Annotated in this window: 14 protein-coding genes; 5 read left to right on the forward strand and 9 right to left on the reverse strand. The window is 71.7% G+C overall.

What is annotated here, in order from left to right:
• The first annotated feature begins 56 nt into the window (after nt 1–56).
• From AB0J64_RS34790 to AB0J64_RS34805, 4 genes are read left to right on the forward strand one after another with little or no spacing between them, the layout of a single operon-like run.
• Nucleotides 57–2423: a GMC oxidoreductase gene (locus tag AB0J64_RS34790; protein WP_364036664.1), complete on the forward strand. Its 2367-nt coding sequence runs from the start codon at nt 57–59 to the stop codon at nt 2421–2423.
• A gap of 45 nt (nt 2424–2468) precedes the next feature.
• The gene (locus AB0J64_RS34795; protein ID WP_364036667.1) at nt 2469–3290 is read left to right on the forward strand and encodes an ATP-binding cassette domain-containing protein; all 822 of its coding nucleotides are present in this window, start codon (nt 2469–2471) and stop codon (nt 3288–3290) included.
• Nucleotides 3287–4234 (forward strand): ABC transporter permease, encoded by a 948-nt coding sequence (locus tag AB0J64_RS34800; RefSeq protein ID WP_364036670.1) that lies wholly within the window; start codon nt 3287–3289, stop codon nt 4232–4234. The genes AB0J64_RS34795 and AB0J64_RS34800 overlap by 4 nt, the downstream gene beginning before the upstream one ends.
• Before the next feature lie 14 nt (nt 4235–4248).
• The gene (locus AB0J64_RS34805) at nt 4249–5223 is read left to right on the forward strand and encodes an ABC transporter substrate-binding protein (RefSeq protein WP_364036673.1); all 975 of its coding nucleotides are present in this window, start codon (nt 4249–4251) and stop codon (nt 5221–5223) included.
• Between the two features lie 56 nt (nt 5224–5279).
• On the opposite strand, the gene AB0J64_RS34810 is transcribed toward AB0J64_RS34805, so the two are convergent.
• The 5 genes from AB0J64_RS34810 to AB0J64_RS34830 form a co-directional block, all read right to left on the reverse strand.
• Nucleotides 5280–5546, reverse strand: a complete 267-nt coding sequence (locus tag AB0J64_RS34810; protein WP_344993269.1) for a hypothetical protein — start codon at nt 5544–5546, stop codon at nt 5280–5282.
• 68 nt (nt 5547–5614) lie between these two features.
• A complete protein-coding gene (locus AB0J64_RS34815) occupies nt 5615–6466 on the reverse strand; it encodes a helix-turn-helix transcriptional regulator (protein WP_364036677.1) in 852 nt (283 codons plus the stop codon).
• Between the two features lie 57 nt (nt 6467–6523).
• Entirely contained in the window at nt 6524–6784 is a 261-nt protein-coding gene (locus AB0J64_RS34820; RefSeq protein WP_364036680.1) for a hypothetical protein, read from the reverse strand.
• Nucleotides 6785–6863: 79 nt separating this feature from the next.
• On the reverse strand, nt 6864–7877 hold the full coding sequence (locus AB0J64_RS34825) for a phosphotransferase family protein (RefSeq protein WP_364036683.1): 1014 nt from the start codon (nt 7875–7877) through the stop codon (nt 6864–6866).
• 88 nt (nt 7878–7965) lie between these two features.
• A complete protein-coding gene (locus tag AB0J64_RS34830; protein ID WP_364036686.1) occupies nt 7966–8505 on the reverse strand; it encodes a hypothetical protein in 540 nt (179 codons plus the stop codon).
• 238 nt (nt 8506–8743) lie between these two features.
• Here AB0J64_RS34830 and AB0J64_RS34835 point away from each other — a divergent pair, with 238 nt between their 5' ends.
• Nucleotides 8744–9673 carry an ROK family protein gene (locus AB0J64_RS34835; protein ID WP_364036689.1) on the forward strand — a complete coding sequence of 310 codons (930 nt, stop codon included), beginning with the start codon at nt 8744–8746 and terminating at the stop codon, nt 9671–9673.
• Here AB0J64_RS34835 and AB0J64_RS34840 read toward each other — a convergent pair.
• The 4 genes from AB0J64_RS34840 to AB0J64_RS34855 are packed head-to-tail and all read right to left on the reverse strand — an operon-like array spanning nt 9662 to nt 15622.
• Nucleotides 9662–11461, reverse strand: a complete 1800-nt coding sequence (locus AB0J64_RS34840) for an acyclic terpene utilization AtuA family protein (RefSeq protein ID WP_364036692.1) — start codon at nt 11459–11461, stop codon at nt 9662–9664. The two genes, AB0J64_RS34835 and AB0J64_RS34840, sit on opposite strands and share 12 nt — an antisense overlap.
• Complete coding sequence (locus tag AB0J64_RS34845) at nt 11458–12219, reverse strand: enoyl-CoA hydratase-related protein (protein WP_364036695.1); 762 nt, start codon at nt 12217–12219, stop codon at nt 11458–11460. Before AB0J64_RS34845 ends, AB0J64_RS34840 begins: the two co-directional genes overlap by 4 nt.
• Nucleotides 12216–14093: a biotin carboxylase N-terminal domain-containing protein gene (locus AB0J64_RS34850; protein WP_364036698.1), complete on the reverse strand. Its 1878-nt coding sequence runs from the start codon at nt 14091–14093 to the stop codon at nt 12216–12218. The genes AB0J64_RS34845 and AB0J64_RS34850 overlap by 4 nt, the downstream gene beginning before the upstream one ends.
• On the reverse strand, nt 14090–15622 hold the full coding sequence (locus AB0J64_RS34855) for a carboxyl transferase domain-containing protein (RefSeq protein ID WP_364036763.1): 1533 nt from the start codon (nt 15620–15622) through the stop codon (nt 14090–14092). Before AB0J64_RS34855 ends, AB0J64_RS34850 begins: the two co-directional genes overlap by 4 nt.
• Between the last annotated feature and the right edge of the window lie 102 nt (nt 15623–15724).

Consider the following 15724-nt stretch of genomic DNA (forward strand, 5'->3'; position numbering starts at 1 on the left):
ACCCTTTGATTCTACCTCCCCCCGCTTTTCCGGCCAGGACGGGCGAGAGGGACGAGATGCGCCATCACCAGGCAAGACACCCGGCCGACGAGCACGCGGACGTCGTCGTCGTGGGCTCGGGGTTCGGCGGGGCCGTGGCGGCCTGCCGATTCGCGGAGGCGGGGCTGCGGGTGGTCCTGCTGGAGCGCGGCCGGCCGTATCCTCCGGGCTCGTTCCCCCGCGCGCCCGCCGCGATGGCACGCAACCTGTGGGACCCGAGCGAGGGCCTGTACGGCCTGTTCGACCTGTGGAGCTTCCGCGGACTCGGCGCGGCCGTCTCCAGCGGGCTCGGCGGCGGCTCCCTCATCTACGCCAACGTGCTGTTGCGCAAGCCGGAACGGTGGTTCGTCCGGCAGAGCCCGCTGCCCGGCGGCGGCCACGAGCACTGGCCCGTGACACGGGCCGACCTCGACCCGCACTACGACGCGGTGGAGCGGATGCTCCGGCCCCAGCGTTACCCCCTGGACGTGCCGCCGTACGACACGACGGCCAAGACCCTCGCCATGCGGGAGGCGGCCGAGCGGCTCCGCCTGGAGTGGGAGCTGCCGCCGCTGGCCGTCGCCTTCGCCCCGGAGCCCGGGGCCCGTCCCGCTCCCGGACTGCCCATCCCGGACCCCGCGTACGGCAACCTGCACGGCCTGCCGCGTACGACGTGCCGGCTGCGCGGCGAGTGCGACATCGGCTGCAACGACGGCGCGAAGAACTCCCTCGACCACACCTACCTGTCCGCGGCCCAGCACGCCGGCGCCGACCTCCGCACCCTGCATGAGGTCCGGTGGCTGGCCCCCAGGCCGGGCGGCGGCTACGCCGTGAGCTACGTGGTGCACGAACCCCGCGACGAGCGGCGACGGGTCCGCACCCGTCGGCTGCCACGGCGCACGATCACCTGTGACCGGCTCGTCCTGGCCGCGGGCGCGCTCGGGACGACGTACCTGCTGCTGACCTGCAGAGCGGAGTTCCCAGGGCTGAGCCCCATGCTCGGCACCCGCTTCAGCGGCAACGGCGACCTGCTCACCATGGTCACGCGCGCCCGCGACGGCGCGGGCCGCCACCGCTCGCTGGAGGGCAGCCGCGGGCCGGTGATCACCAGCGCCATCCGGGTGCCGGACGCGGCCGACACAGGAGCCGGGAGCCGCCGGGGGTTCGTGGTCGAGGACGCGGGCTACCCGCCCTTCGTCGAATGGCTGGCGGAGTTCGCCGGGATGCGCGGCGTGGTCAGGAGAGCCGGCAGGTTCGCGCTGGGCAGGATCGCGGCCCTGCTGAGCCGCGCGCCGCAGACCCGGATCAACGCCGAACTGGCCGCGCTGCTCGGCGACGGGCGCCTGTCCGACGGGTCGCTGGGCCTGCTCGGCATGGGCCGCGACGTGCCCGACGGCGTCATGCGCCTGCGCCGCGGCTATCTCGACGTCGACTGGACCACGAGCACGTCCATGCCCTATTTCACCGCGATGCGCTCGGTCATGCGGGACATGGCCGGGGTGCTGCGGGCCGGCTACCACGACAGCCCGCTCTGGCTGGCCCGCAGGGTGATCACGGTGCATCCGCTCGGCGGCGCCCCGATGGGGCGGCACCCCGGCGAGGGCGTCGTGGACGAGTACGGCGAGGTGTTCGGCCATCCGGGCCTGTACGTCCTCGATGGCGCGTCGGTGCCCGGCCCGGTCGGCGTCAATCCCGCCCTGACCATCGCCGCGCTCGCGGACCGGGCCTGCGAGCACGTGCTGGAGACCTCGTCGGCGCTCGTGGCAGCCGGGGCCCGTCGAGAGACGACGGGGCTGAGCTTCACCGAGGAGATGCGCGGCCACGTCATGCCCGGATCGGCCGACCCGGACGAGGGCGAGCGGCTGGGGCGCGCGAACGAGCACCGGCTGGCAGTCCATCTGACCATCACCGCCGACGACGTCGAGCGGTTCGTGGCGGACGCCGGGCACGAGGCGTCCGCGGCCGGATGGGTGAGCTGCCCCGTGCTCGGCGGCGGCCGCCTGCCGGTGCGGGCCGGCTGGTTCAACCTCTTCGTGGCGGGCGAGGACCCGTCGCGCCGGCGCATGCTCTACCGCCTGCACTTCACCGGCGACGACGGCGCCGCGCTGACGCTCACCGGGCACAAGGACGTCCACGACGATCCCGGCGCCGACGTGTGGCACGACACCTCCACCCTGTACGTCCGGATCCTGCGCGGGCACACCGCTCCGGCGGGCGACGCGGAGGCCGAGGTGGTCGCCGCGGGCGTCATCAGGATCCACCTGCCGGACTTCATGCACCAGCTCACGACGTTCCGCACCTGGGGACCTGAGGGGCCGGTGGCACTGGTGAGGTTCGGCCGGCTGTTCCTGGGCGAGCTGTGGGACGTCTACCGTGATCTCGCGGCGGTGTCGCGCGTGCCGTGAAAGGTGAGCCTTGACAACGATGTCAATCGCATTATTGATGTTCTTATGGCCGTACCGTTGATCGCCGCCCGCGAGATCGTGAAGAGCTACGGCCACGTCGAGGCGTTGCGCGGCGCCGACTTCACCCTGCGGCCCGGCGAGGTGGTCGCGCTGATCGGCGACAACGGCGCGGGCAAGTCCACGCTGGCGAAGATCCTCTCAGGCGTCGAACGCCCGGACGAGGGGACGATCGAGATCGACGGCGAGCCGGTGGCGTTCGGGTCGGTCGAGGAGGCCAGGAGCGCCGGCATCGAGACCGTCTACCAGGACCTCGCGCTCTGCGCCGACCTCAGCCCCGCCGCCAACTTCTTCCTCGGCAGGGAACGCCTCAAGCCCGGCCTCCTCGGCCTACTCGGCGTGCTGGACAACGCCGCCATGCGCCGCGCCGCGCAGGAGGCCTGCGAACGGCTCGGCGTGCGGCTCGCGTCCCAGACCACGCCCGTCTCCGCGCTGTCCGGCGGGCAGCGGCAGGGGGTCGCGGTGGCCAGGGCGGTGACGTGGGCGCGCCGGGCGGTGTTCATGGACGAGCCCACCGCCGCGCTCGGCGTCGTGCAGACCCGGCTCGTGCTCGACCTCATCCGGAGCGTACGCGACTTGGGCGTGTCGGTCGTGCTGATCAGCCACAACATGCAGGACGTGAAGGCCGTGTCGGACCGGGTCGAGGTGCTGCGGCTCGGGCGCAGGGTGGCCCGGTTCGACACCGCCAACGTCTCGATGGAGGAGCTGGTCGGTGCCATGACCGGGGCGCTCGGCGCACAGGAGGACGGCGGGCCGGGGGATCCCGGGCCGCGTGATGGGCAGGGTGGCGAGCGGGGGAGCGGCGCATGAAGGGCGTGCGGCTGGGCCGGCTGCAGGTCGTGTGGATCGGCCTGGTGCTGCTCGCGCTGCTGGCGGCCTTCTCGGCCCTGGCGCCGCGCACGTTCCCGACCGCGTTCAACCTGCTCAACCTGGTCAGCGACGCCGCCATCCTGCTGCTGCTCGCCACCGGCATGACGTACGTGATCATCACTGCGGGGATCGACCTGTCCGTGGGCGGGGTGCTGGTGTTCTCGGCCGTGGCGGCCGCCGAGGTCATGGACGCGACCGGCTCGCTGCTCCTCGGCACCCTGGCCGCGCTCGTCACGGGGCTGGCGTGGGGCGTGCTGAACGGCGTGCTGATCGCCCTGGGCCGCATCCCCGCGCTCATCGTGACGCTCGGGACGCTCGGCATGTCGCTCGGCGGCGCGCTGTTGCTCACCGGCGGCGTCGATCTGCGTGCCCCGACGGACCTGAACCTCGGTCTCGGCCTGGCTCGCTGGCTCGGCGTGCCGCTGATCGTGTGGATCTGCGCCGCCATCACGGCCGTCCTCGCGCTCATGCTCGCCTACACGCGTTTCGGGCGGCACACGTACGCGATCGGGTCCAACGCCGAGGCCGCCAGGCGCGGCGGCGTGGCCGTGCGCGGGCACCTGATCAGGGTGTACGGCCTGGCGGGGCTGCTGGCCGGGCTGGCCGGGCAGCTGTCGCTCGCCAAGTACGGCATCACCGGCGTGTCCGCGCACTCCACCGACAACCTCCAGGCCATCGCGGCCGTGGTGATCGGCGGAACGTCCCTCTTCGGCGGCGTGGGGACGGTGGCCGGGACGGTCATCGGGGTGTTCATCCCGGTCGTGCTGCAGAACGGGTTCCAGATCCTGGGCGTGCGGCCGTTCTGGCAGCAGGTGGTGGTCGGCGCCGTGCTCGTGGCGGCCGTCTACGTCGACCAGTGGAGGCGCAGGGCCCGGGACCAGTAGGAGGAGGCACCACGATGCGCAAGGCTGTGGCAGCTCTTGGAGCGCTGCTGACGATCGCCGCCTGCGGCGGGCAGGGCGGGCAACAGAGCGGGCAGGGCGGTGGGAGCGGGCAGATCAGGGTGACGCTCGTGCAGGGGCTGGCGGGGGAGGAGTTCTACGAGACCATGGCCTGCGGGGCGAAGGCCAAGGCCAAGGAGCTGGGTGTGGCGCTGGACGTCCAGGGGCCGCAGAAGTTCGACCCGACGTTGCAGACGCCGATCGTGAACTCCGTCGTCGCCTCCAAACCGGACGCCATGCTCATCGCGCCCACCGACGTCAAGGCCATGATCGCGCCCCTGACCCAGGCCAAGCAGCAGGGCATCAAGATCGTACTGGTGGACACGGTGGTCGAGGACCAGAGCATCGGCCTGTCCAGGATCAGCACGGACAACGTCAAGGGCGGGGCGGCGGCGGCCAAGGCGCTGGCGGAGCAGATCGGTGACAAGGGCAAGGTGCTGGTGATCTCCACGGACCCGGGCGTCAGCACCGTGGACGCCCGGATCAAGGGGTTCGAGGAGGAGGTCAAGGCGTCGCACCCGGGGATGACGTACCTCGGGGTGCAGTATTCGCACAACGACGTCGGAGAGGCCTCCAAGATCGTCAACGCGGCCCTGGCGAAGGATCCCGACCTGGCCGGGGTGTTCGCCGCGAACCTCAACTCGGCCACCGGCGCCGGATCCGCCCTCCAGCAGGCCGGCAAGCTGGGACAGGTCAAGATGGTCGGGTTCGACGCCGGTCCCGCTCAGGTCAAGCAGCTGAAGGACGGCGTCGTGCAGGCGCTCATCGCGCAATTGCCCGGCGACATCGGCGCCAAGGGCGTGGAGCAGGCGGTCGCCGCCGTCAAGGGACAGCAGGTCACGCCGTCGATCCCCACGGACGCCACCATCGTCACGGCCAAGAACGTGGACCAGCCGGAGGTGCAGAAGGTCCTCTACAAGGCGGGTTGCTGACCTCACGGCGCGCCTGCGGGGGCAGGCGGGCCCGGCCGGCAGGTCAGGCGGGCAGGTCAGGCGGGCAGGGCGGCGAGGAGGAAGGCGAGGCGGGCGGCGGCGGACTCGACGTCCTCCGCGGTGCCGAGGCGGTAGCCCCACGACGTAATGTACGCGCCCTCGGCCGAGCACGTCACCGTCTCCGCCAGGGTGGCCGAGAACCGGTTGCGGACCGACACGTACGCCGGGTCGCTGGACAGGGCGAGGCTCTGGACCGACAGGTCGGCGTGGCGACCCGCGTGCCAGGCGAACCGCTCGAGGCAGAGCGCGGTATCGAGCATCATGCGTCACCTCCGCAACGTCTCGCGACAGAATTGCACGATCTTGGGTGGGAGGCAAGCAATTGCTGCGGTTAATGTGACGGTTGTTTGCGGTAATCGTGAAGAATTCTGACGATGATGTCCCGTCCGGCCTCCTCGAGCTGCGCCACCTTCGCGTAGTCGTCGAAGGCCCGGACGTAGAAGGCGATGTCGTCCGGGTCGCGGAGGACCAGGTCTTTCGTCATGGTGGCCACCGAGACCATGGCCTCGTTGTAGATCCAGAAGCCGTTGATCGGGCTGGACGGCAGCTCGGAGTCGAAGGGGATCACGCCGAACTCCACGTTCGGCAGCGTACTGACGGCGAGTAATCGGTCCAGCTGGCCGCGCATCACCTCGGGCGGCGCGAGGGCGGTGCGGAGCGCCGCCTCCGTCACCACGAACCTGAACGTCCGCGTCCGGTCGTAGAGGATCTCCTGGCGCTGCATCCGCACCCGCACCGCCGCGTCGATCTGGTCGGCGGCGCTGTAGAGGCGCTTGACCTTGCGGAACACGTGCCTGGCGTACTCCGACGTCTGCAGCAGGCCCACGATGATGCCCGGCTCGAACACCCTGAACAGCTTCGTGCGCGCCTCCAGGTCGCGGATGTCCTCCTGGAGGGCGGCCAGGCCGCTGCGGTGGCGCTGCTTCCAGTCGTCGTGCCGCTCCAGCAGCGCGATGGCCTGCCTGATCAGCTCGTCCGTCGTGTCGGGTGAGGCGCGTACGGCCTGCGCCCATACGACCACGTCGTCCTCGGTGGCGGTCTGGCGGGCGTTCTCCAGGCGGGAGACCTTGGACGGCTGCCAGCGCAGCCGCTCGGCCAGCTCCTTGCCGGACAGATGTGCGGCCTCGCGCAGCTGGCGTAATTGGCCGCCGAGGTCGACACGCGCCTGCTGAAACGACGTCACGCCGCAAGAGGCTAGCCCTGTGGGTGTCGATCATGCCAGGGCCCCCGGGAAATGTGATCAACCGGTGGCCGAGGGTGTTCCTTCGCCGATCTGGAAAGCGGTTGCCGTGTGGTCGGGCAGAACCCGGCGGGCGATTTCGGTGATGAGCTCGCGGGGGACCTCGACCGCGACCTCGCCGTCGAGCACGTCCCGGAGGTCGGCGAGAGCCTCCGCGTCGGTGACTTGCAGACCTTGGACGACGATGGTGCCGCGGTCGGTCTCGTACAGGGTGGGGCAGGCGCCCGCCTCCGAGGTGGAGCCGAGGAACCGCATGCGCATGACGATCCTTCCCCGATCAACGATGCAATTGCGCGCAATTGTATGGCTCGGGGACCCCATGTGATCGTTTTTCAAGAAATCAGCTGAGAATCCCGTCCATAAAGCCCCGTGCCCGTTCGAACAGCTCCAGGGTGGTGGCGTGGAGCACGTCCCCGATGTCCTTGGGCGCCTTCCCCGCGCAGGCCCGCGCGTGCGTGCCCTCGAGGACGATGCCGAGCTTGAAGCAGGCCATGACCGCGTACCAGTCGACAGCCGACATGTCGCGCTCGGACAGTGCCGCGTAGTACGCGATCAGCTCACGCGGCTCCGGCAGCCCCGGGACATGGCCGTTGCTGCTCGGCCAGGTGGCCAGCAGCCAGCCGAGGTCGATCAGCGGGTCGCCGATCGTGCACATCTCCCAGTCCACGATCGCGGCGACGCGGGGGCCGTCGCAGGCGAACATGAGGTTCGCGAAGTGGTAGTCGCCGTGCATGATCCCCGGGGTGAACGTACGGGGGAGACGGCGCGCGAGCCAGTCGGCCGTCTCCGTCAGGCCAGGGATGTCGGGCCCGGGGTAGCCGTCGAGGTCGCCGTACGAGTCGAGCTCCTTGAGCCAGCGCGGCACCTGCCGCTCCAGGAACCCCTCCGGCCGGCCGAACCCCGGCAGCACGCCCGGATCCACCCGCCCCAGCTCCGCCAGCGCGGCAGCGGCCTCCAGCCCCATGCGGTGCCTGATCGCCGGGTCGGAGGCGTGCGGCTCCGGCAGCCCGGTCGAGGGGTTGAACCCGTCGACCGGCTCCATCAGGTAGAACACCGGCTCCCGCTCGGTCTGCGCGGCTACCAGCCTGGGCGCGGGGACGGACGTGTCACGCAGCGCCGCCAGCACCCGCGCCTCGCGGCGCAGCACCTCGTTGCTCCTGGTCCGGGCGTGCACGGGAGGCCTGCGCAGGATGTACGGGCGGCCGCCGCGCTCGAAGCGGACCATGACGTTCTGCGTCCCGCCCAGAACCGGCGCCTCGCCCGTGATCGGGCCCTGGGGGAGTCTCTGGGCGTCCATCCACGTGCCTAGCGCGGCGAAGTCGATGGCGCTGACGTCGATGTGGGTGGTGGTCATGACCCGCCCTTCGACAGAACCATGTTCGGGTTTGCCGACCCTACGAGAGCCCCGCACCCACGGTCAACCCACTTCCTGCAGGGGGCCGTCAGCCGAGGGCCTGCATGAACGGCAGGAACTGGCAGGCGCGCTCGCCCGGCAGGTCGCCGCCGCGCACCATCTTCGAGACCTGCCACGGGTTGCCGACGCCATGGCCGGCCGCCCAGCGGACCATGCCCTCCATGGCCAGGTCGAAGTCCATCCGCACCTCGCCGCCCGCGTGCAGCGCCAGGTCGCCGATCAGCGCCCGCGCCGTCTCCTCGTCCCGCGCCACGACGGGGCTGATAGCCCACGAAGGCGCCCGTGCGCTTGGCGGCCCGACCGACCACGCGGAACCCGATCCGCTCCTAGATAGAGCGGTCGGCCGTGGTCGGTGGCGTTGAGGGACCGTACGGGGCACGGCCTTCCAGCACGTGCTCCATGAGCGTCTTCGGCACTCTGTGTTTACATGAGCAAAACTGACATCAGCGTAGCCTCGTCGCATGCCCGCTGAGCTGGGAAGCGATCCGGTGGAAGCCGACGCCGCGTCCGTCCGGCGAGCCGGGCGGACCGTGGTTGAGAGCCGCGTTGTCGGGGCCTGACTCCGCATTCCTGGAGGGAGTGTCGGCTCTTGGGCCACCGCCCCGCCGGACGCTGTCCCGTTGGTGTGAACCCAATGGGGGCGGGGACCGGGCGCCAGTCAGGCACCCGGCTGTGGCCGAACATTACCACTCGCTTACTCTCAGTCGCAATTGGTCGTTGAACTACGGGCTCGCAATGCGTGCGCCAGCAACATGCATGCCCTGCGCGACGGATAGTCATAGTGGGACCTTGGGGGCGATGGGCGGATGGATTGCGTTGTTGCGGTTGATGTAGGCGGCACGACTATCAAGGGCGGGCTGGTCGCCCGCGACGGGACCATTCTGCAGCTCGAGCGCCGTGACACACCTCGCGGCGCCGACCGGGTGATCGCCGCCGTCTCCGCCTTCGTCGCCGACCTGTCGCGGCCCCGGCCCGGCCTGCGCCAGGTGGGCGTGGGACTGGCGGTGCCCGGGCTGGTCACGCCCACCCACGCCGTCTTCTCCGCGGCCTTCGGGTGGCGGGACGTGCCCGTCGCGTCGTTCACGGACGTGGACCTGCCGGTGGCACTCGGGCACGACGTCCGCTCGGCGGGGGAGGCGGAGATGGCGTACGGGGCCGGAGGGGACGACGTGCTTTTCCTGCCCATCGGCACGGGCATCGCGGGCGCGGTCGTCCTGTCCGGCTCGCTGTACGGAGGAGCCGGGGGATGGGCCGGGCAGATCGGGCACATCCCGGTCCGGCCCGACGGGCTCGCGTGCGGGTGCGGGCAGCGGGGATGTCTGGCGGCGTACGCGTCGGGCGGGGCCATCGCGACGCGGTACGCCTCGGGCGGGGCCATCGCCATGCGGTACGCCTCGGGGACCGGGGAGGAGGTGCCGGGGCGCGGTCCGGGGGCGACGGCGCGGGACGTGGTCCGGCGGGCCGCCTCGGGGGACGCGCGGGCGGCGGAGGTCTGGTCGTCGGCCGTGGACGCGCTCGCTCTGGCGCTGGCCACGTACACGCTGCTGCTCGACCCGGCGCGGATCGTCATCGGGGGCGGTGTGTCGCTGGCGGGGGACGCGCTGCTGGTGCCGCTGCGGGAGCGGCTGGCCGCGCGCCTGGCGTTCCGCCGGGCGCCGGAGGTGGTGGCGTCGACGCTCGGGGTCGACGCGGGGCTGCTCGGGGCGGCGTTGCTGGGCTGGAGATCAGCCGCGTAGGTGCGGGGGGAGGTCGACCTCCCGCGCCCGCAGCTCCTCGCCGAGGGCCTTCGCCTGGGGGTCCATCCTGGGGCTCGCCGCCACGCCCCTGCCGAGCAGGCCGTGGATGACGAAGTTGAGTGCTTTGAGGTTGGGGAGCTCGTAGCGGTCGATGCGGTGGGGTGCGAGGGCAGGGAGGAGGCTTCTGAGGGTGTCCGGCGTCAGGTTCGCCGCCAGCCAGTCGTACCTTTCCTGGGTGTCGGTCCAGACGCCCAGGTTGGCGTTCCCGCCCTTGTCCCCGGAGCGCGCCCCGGCGATCCGCCCCAGAGGCACCCGCACGGCGCCCTGGCGTCCACCTACGACCTCCGCCCCGGCTCCTGAGGCGCCGCTCTCGGGTCTGGCTGCCGGGGTGGCTTCTGGGCGGCTCTCCGGCCCGCTGGCCTGCGCGGCCGTCCCGAACGTGGCGGAGGCGGCGGCTGACGTGCGACTCGGCGGCGCACCGGAGTCGGGCAGTTCCTTGCCGTTGACGAAGACGCGCGGGCGGACCTCCGAAGCGGGTACGAGCACGGGCCAGTACACCCCGTACGGTGAGGCGTTGCCGGGTGGGGTGAGGGCGTGGAAGCCCGGGTAGCTGGCCAGCCCCGTTTCCACCACGGCGGAGGAGAAGGCCCGCCCCGCCCGGTGCCGGTCGGCGTCCATGACCGTGATCCGCAGCAGGCCCGAGTCCGTCAGCGTGACGTCCACCTCGTCGAACGAGTCCCGGGGGATGCGGGCCCAGAGGGCCTCCTCCGCCGCCCGGGCCTTGGCCTCCACGTCCAGGCCGGTCAGGACGAGCGTCATCGTGTTCCGGTAGCCCGCCAGGTAGTTCACGGCCACCTTCAACGTGTCCGGCGGCGGCTCGCCCCGGACGCCCGAGACCAGGACGCGGTCGGGGCCGTCGGACGACAACGTGATCGTGTCGAAGCGGGCGACCACGTCGGGGCCGAGGTAGCGCGGGCTCCCCAGCTCGTACACGAGCTGCGCCGTCACCGTGCCGACCGAGACCAGCCCGCCGGTGCCCGGGTGCTTGGTGATCACGGCGGAGCCGTCGGCGCGCAGCTCCGCGAGCGGGAAGCCGCAGTGGGCCAGGTCCGGTACGTCCTGGAAGAACGCGTAGTTCCCGCCCGTGGCCTGGCAGCCGCACTCGATGATGTGCCCCGCGACCACCGAGCCCGCCAGCGGGTCGAGATCGCCCGGCCCCCACCCGTACTGCCAGATGCCCGGACCCGTCACCAGGGCGGCGTCCGTGACGCGGCCGGTCACGACCACGTCCGCGCCCGCCGACAGGGCGGCGGCGATCGGGCGGCCGCCGAGGTAGGCGTTCGCGGTCAGCGGGGTGGCGGCCAGAGGCTCGCCCGTGTCCGCGTTGGTCAGGTCCAGGGGATGGCCGGTGAGGTCGTCGCCCGTGACGTGGGCGATCGTGGGGGAGAGCCCGAGGCGGGTGGCGAGGTCGTGGACGGCCTCGGCGCAGCCGGCGGGGTCCAAGCCGCCAGCATTTGTCACGATTTTTATGGATTTATCGAGGCAAGGGCCGAGCACGTCCTCCATCTGCCGGAGGAACGTCGGCGCGTACCCCGGCCGGCCCTTGAGGCGGTTGCCGGCCAGGATGAGCATGGTCAGCTCGGCCAGCCAGTCGCCGGTCAGCACGTCGATGGGCCCGCCCTCGACCATCTCGCGCGCGGCCGAGAGGCGGTCGCCGTAGAAACCGCTGCAGTTCGCGATCCGCAGCGCCCCCTGCGTCCCCTGCGTCCCCTTTGTCCCGAGCGTCATCGCACGGCCCACTTGGGCGGGCGCTTCTCCCGGAACGCCGCGATGCCCTCCTGTCCCTCCTCCGACGTGAAGCGCTCGGCGGACAGCTCCGTCATCCGCCGCTGCCCCTCCTCGAACGACATCCCCGGAACCTCCCTGACCAGCCGCTTCGTGATGGCCAGCGCCTCGGGCCCGCCCTTGATCAGCAGCTCCGCGTAATGGGCGACCGTGGTGTCCAGCTCCTCCTCGGGCACGGCCCGCGTGAGCAGCCCGATCTCCGCCGCGCGAGCGGCGTCGAACACCTCGCCGGTCAGGAAGTACTCGGCCGCCGCCCTGGGCTCGACCCTGCGCAGCACCGGCACCGAGATCATGGCGGGCACGACACCGAGCCGTACCTCCGAGAACGCGAACGACGCCGTCAGCGGCGCGATGGCGAAGTCGCACGCGGCCACCAGCCCCAGGCCGCCCGCCCGTGCGGTGCCGTTGAGCCGGCAGATGACCGGCTTCGGGCTCTCCCAGATCAGCGAGAGGATCTCCGGGAACGACGCCGTCACCGGCGCGCCTGAAGCCTTCTGCTCCTTGATGTCGGCGCCCGAGCAGAACACGTTCCCCGTGCCGGTCAGCACGATCACCCTGGCCTCCGGTTCGGCCAGCGCCCAGTGCAGCCGGTCCGCCAGGTCGGCGAGGAGCCGTACGGACAGGGCGTTGCGGTTGGGCGGCGAGTCCAGCGTGATGGTCGCGACGCCCTCCGCCAGGTCCTTGTGCACCAGGCTTGTCATGAGGTCCCCTCCTGGATGATCGCCAGCACCGCGCCCGCGTCGACCTGCTGGCCCTTTTCGACGTGTACGCCGGACACCACCCCGTCGGAAGGCGCCGCGATCCGATGCTCCATCTTCATCGCCTCGAGCACCAGCACCGCCTGCCCCTTCGCCACCCGGTCGCCGGCCTCCACCTCGACCCGCAGCACGCTGCCCGGCATGGGGGCGAGCAGGGATCCGGGGACGACGTGCTCGACCGGCTCGGGGAGGCGGGGGACCGGGGTCAGTTCGGCGCAGCCGCCGGCGTGGTCGACGTAGATCCTGCCGTCCTCGTCGTACCGGGCCACCTGGAAGGTCTGCCGGACGCCGTCCCGCTCCAGCACCACCTCGTACGGCTCCGCGCTGATCACCGTGACGCCGTCGGGCAGCGGGTCGTAGACGACCTCGGCCTCCTCGAAGCGGGCGAGGCGGGGCTGGGAGCGCACGTTGCGCCAGCCGCTCGGAAGGCCCGGCAGCACCTTGGCCCGGCGGCGGTTGGCGGCGGCCATGGCGAGGGCGGCGGCGAGGGCCGGGAGCTCGTCCGGCTCCTTCGGCCGCGCCGCGCCGTGGAGCGGGCCGTCCGGGGCGAGGAAGCCGGTGTGGGTGTCGCCCGCCACAAACGCCGGATTTACCAGGATTTTCACCAATAAATCGCGATTGGTGGTTACCCCGTGGAGCCTCGCCCGCCGTAGCGCCGTGACCAGCTTCCGCACCGCCTCGGCCCGCGACGCACCGTGCCCGATGATCTTCGCCAGCATCGCGTCGTAGTACGGCGAGATCACCGACCCCGACTCGACCCCCGAATCCACCCGGACGTCCCCGGAGACCTCGAACCGCCGGAGCGCCCCGCTCTGCGGCAGATAGTCCTCGTCCTCCGCATAGAGCCGCACCTCCACCGCATGCCCGGCCGGCGCGGGCGGCGCCGCCGGGAGCGGGACGCCTTCGGCCACCTCGAGCTGCAGCCGTACGAGATCGACTCCATGGACCAGCTCGGTGACCGGGTGCTCGACCTGAAGCCGGGTGTTCATCTCCAGGAACGCCACCCGGTCGCCCTTGACCAGGAACTCCACGGTCCCGGCCCCGACGTAGCCGATCTTCCGCGCGGCCCTGACCGCCGCCTCGCAGAGCCGTTCGCGCAGCTCGGCCGTGATCCCGGGGGACGGGCACTCCTCGACGACCTTCTGGTGCCGCCGCTGCACGCTGCACTCCCGCTCGCCCAGCGCCCACACGGTCCCGTGCCGGTCGGCCAGCACCTGCACCTCGACGTGCCGGGCGCCCTCCAGCAGCGGCTCCACGAAGACAGTCCCGTCGCCGAACGCCGCCGCCGACTCCCTGCGCGCGGACTCGACCTCCAGGGCCAGCTCCCCGGCCTCACGGACGATCCGCATGCCGCGCCCGCCACCACCCGCCGACGCCTTCACCAGCACCGGGAACTCCCCGGGCGCCGCCGGATCGAGCGAAGGCAGCACGGGCACCCCCGCCTCCGCCATCAGCCGCTTCGCCTCGACCTTGGACCCCATGGCGGCGATGGCCTCCGGCGGCGGGCCGACCCAGACCAGCCCGGCCTCCAGCACGGCCCGCGCGAAGTCCGCGTTCTCGGACAGGAAGCCGTATCCGGGATGCACGGCGTCCGCGCCGGTGGCTCGGCAGGCGTCCAGGATGCGCCCGATGTCCAGGTACGTATCGGACGGGCGGGCGCCGGGCAGCCGTACCGCGAGATCGGCCTCGGCCACGTGCGGCGCGTCCGCGTCGGGGTCGGAGAAGACGGCGACCGTGGAGATGCCGAGCGACGCGCAGGTGCGGAAGACGCGGCGGGCGATCTCGCCCCGGTTGGCGACCAGCAAACGGGTGATCAAGGCCGGAACACCCCGAATCCCGCCGGCTCCGGCACCGGCGCGCTGTTGATCGCCGACAGGCACAGGCCCAGCACGGTACGCGTGTCGCGCGGGTCGATGACCCCGTCGTCGTACAGGCGGCCCGACAGGAAGAACGGCAGCGACTCCGCCTCGATCTGGGCCTCCACCATCGCGCGCATCGCCGCGTCCGCCTCCTCGTCGTAGGCCTGCCCCTTGGCCTGCGCCGACGCCCTGCCCACGATCGACAGGACCCCGGCGAGCTGCGCGGGCCCCATCACCGCCGACTTGGCGCTCGGCCAGCTGAACAGGAAGCGGGGCTCGTACGCGCGCCCGCACATGCCGTAGTTCCCGGCGCCGTACGAGGCGCCCATCACGATGGTGAGGTGCGGCACCGTCGAGTTCGACACAGCATTGATCATCATGGCGCCGTGCTTGATGATGCCGCCCTGCTCGTAATCCTTGCCGACCATGTAACCGGTCGTGTTCTGGAGGAACAGCAGCGGAGTGCGCGTCTGGTTCGCGAGCTGGATGAACTGGGTGGCCTTCTGCGACTCCTCGCTGAACAGCACGCCGCGCGCGTTGGCCAGCACGCCCACCGGGTAGCCGTGGACGCGCGCCCAGCCGGTCACCAGCGAGGCGCCGTACAGCGGCTTGAACTCCTCGAACTCGCTCCCGTCCACCACCCGCGCGATCACCTCGCGAGGGTCGAACGGCACCTTCAGGTCTTCAGGGACGATCCCGAGCAGCTCGTCCACCGGGTACCTCGGCTCCCGCGCCGCCTGCGGCATGACGCCCTGCTTGCGCCAGTTGAGGGAACGGACGATCTGCCGCCCGATCCGCAGCGCGTCGTGCTCGTCCTCGGCCAGGTAGTCGGCCAGGCCGCTGATCCTGGCGTGCATCTCGGCGCCGCCCAGCGACTCGTCGTCCGACTCCTCCCCGGTGGCCATCTTCACCAGGGGCGGGCCGCCCAGGAACACCTTCGCTCGGTCCCGCACCATCACCACGTGGTCGCTCATCCCGGGCACGTACGCACCGCCTGCCGTGGAGTTCCCGAACACGAGCGCGACGGTCGGAACGCCCGCGGCCGACAACCGGGTCAGGTCCCGAAATATCCGCCCACCCGGGATGAAGATCTCCTTCTGCGTCGGCAGATCCGCGCCGCCGCTCTCCACCAGGTTCACGTACGGGAGCCTGTTCCGCAGCGCGATGTCGGCCGCGCGCAGCGACTTCTTCAACGTCCACGGATTGGAGGCGCCACCGCGGACCGTGGGGTCGTTGGCGGTGATCACACACTCGACGCCCTCGACCACCCCGATCCCCGACACCATGCCGGCCCCCACGGGGAACTCACTGCCCCAGGCGGCCAGCGGCGACAGCTCCAGGAACGGGGAGTCGGGATCGACCAGCAGCTCGATGCGCTCGCGGGCCAGCAGCTTGCCGCGCCCGCGATGCCGCTCGACGTACCTGTCGCCACCTCCGGCCACGGCCTTGGCGTGCTCGGCGTCGAGCTCGCTCAGCTTGGTGAGCATGGATGCGCGGCGACCGCGATAGTCGGCGCTCTCGGGGTCGAGCCGGCTCCTGATCACGCAGCCTCCTTCCGCAGCTCCGCTTGAGCCCGCCCGCCCCTGGGT

The organism is Nonomuraea sp. NPDC049695 (genome assembly GCF_040674955.1).
In the GTDB taxonomy this organism is placed as follows: domain Bacteria; phylum Actinomycetota; class Actinomycetes; order Streptosporangiales; family Streptosporangiaceae; genus Nonomuraea; species Nonomuraea helvata.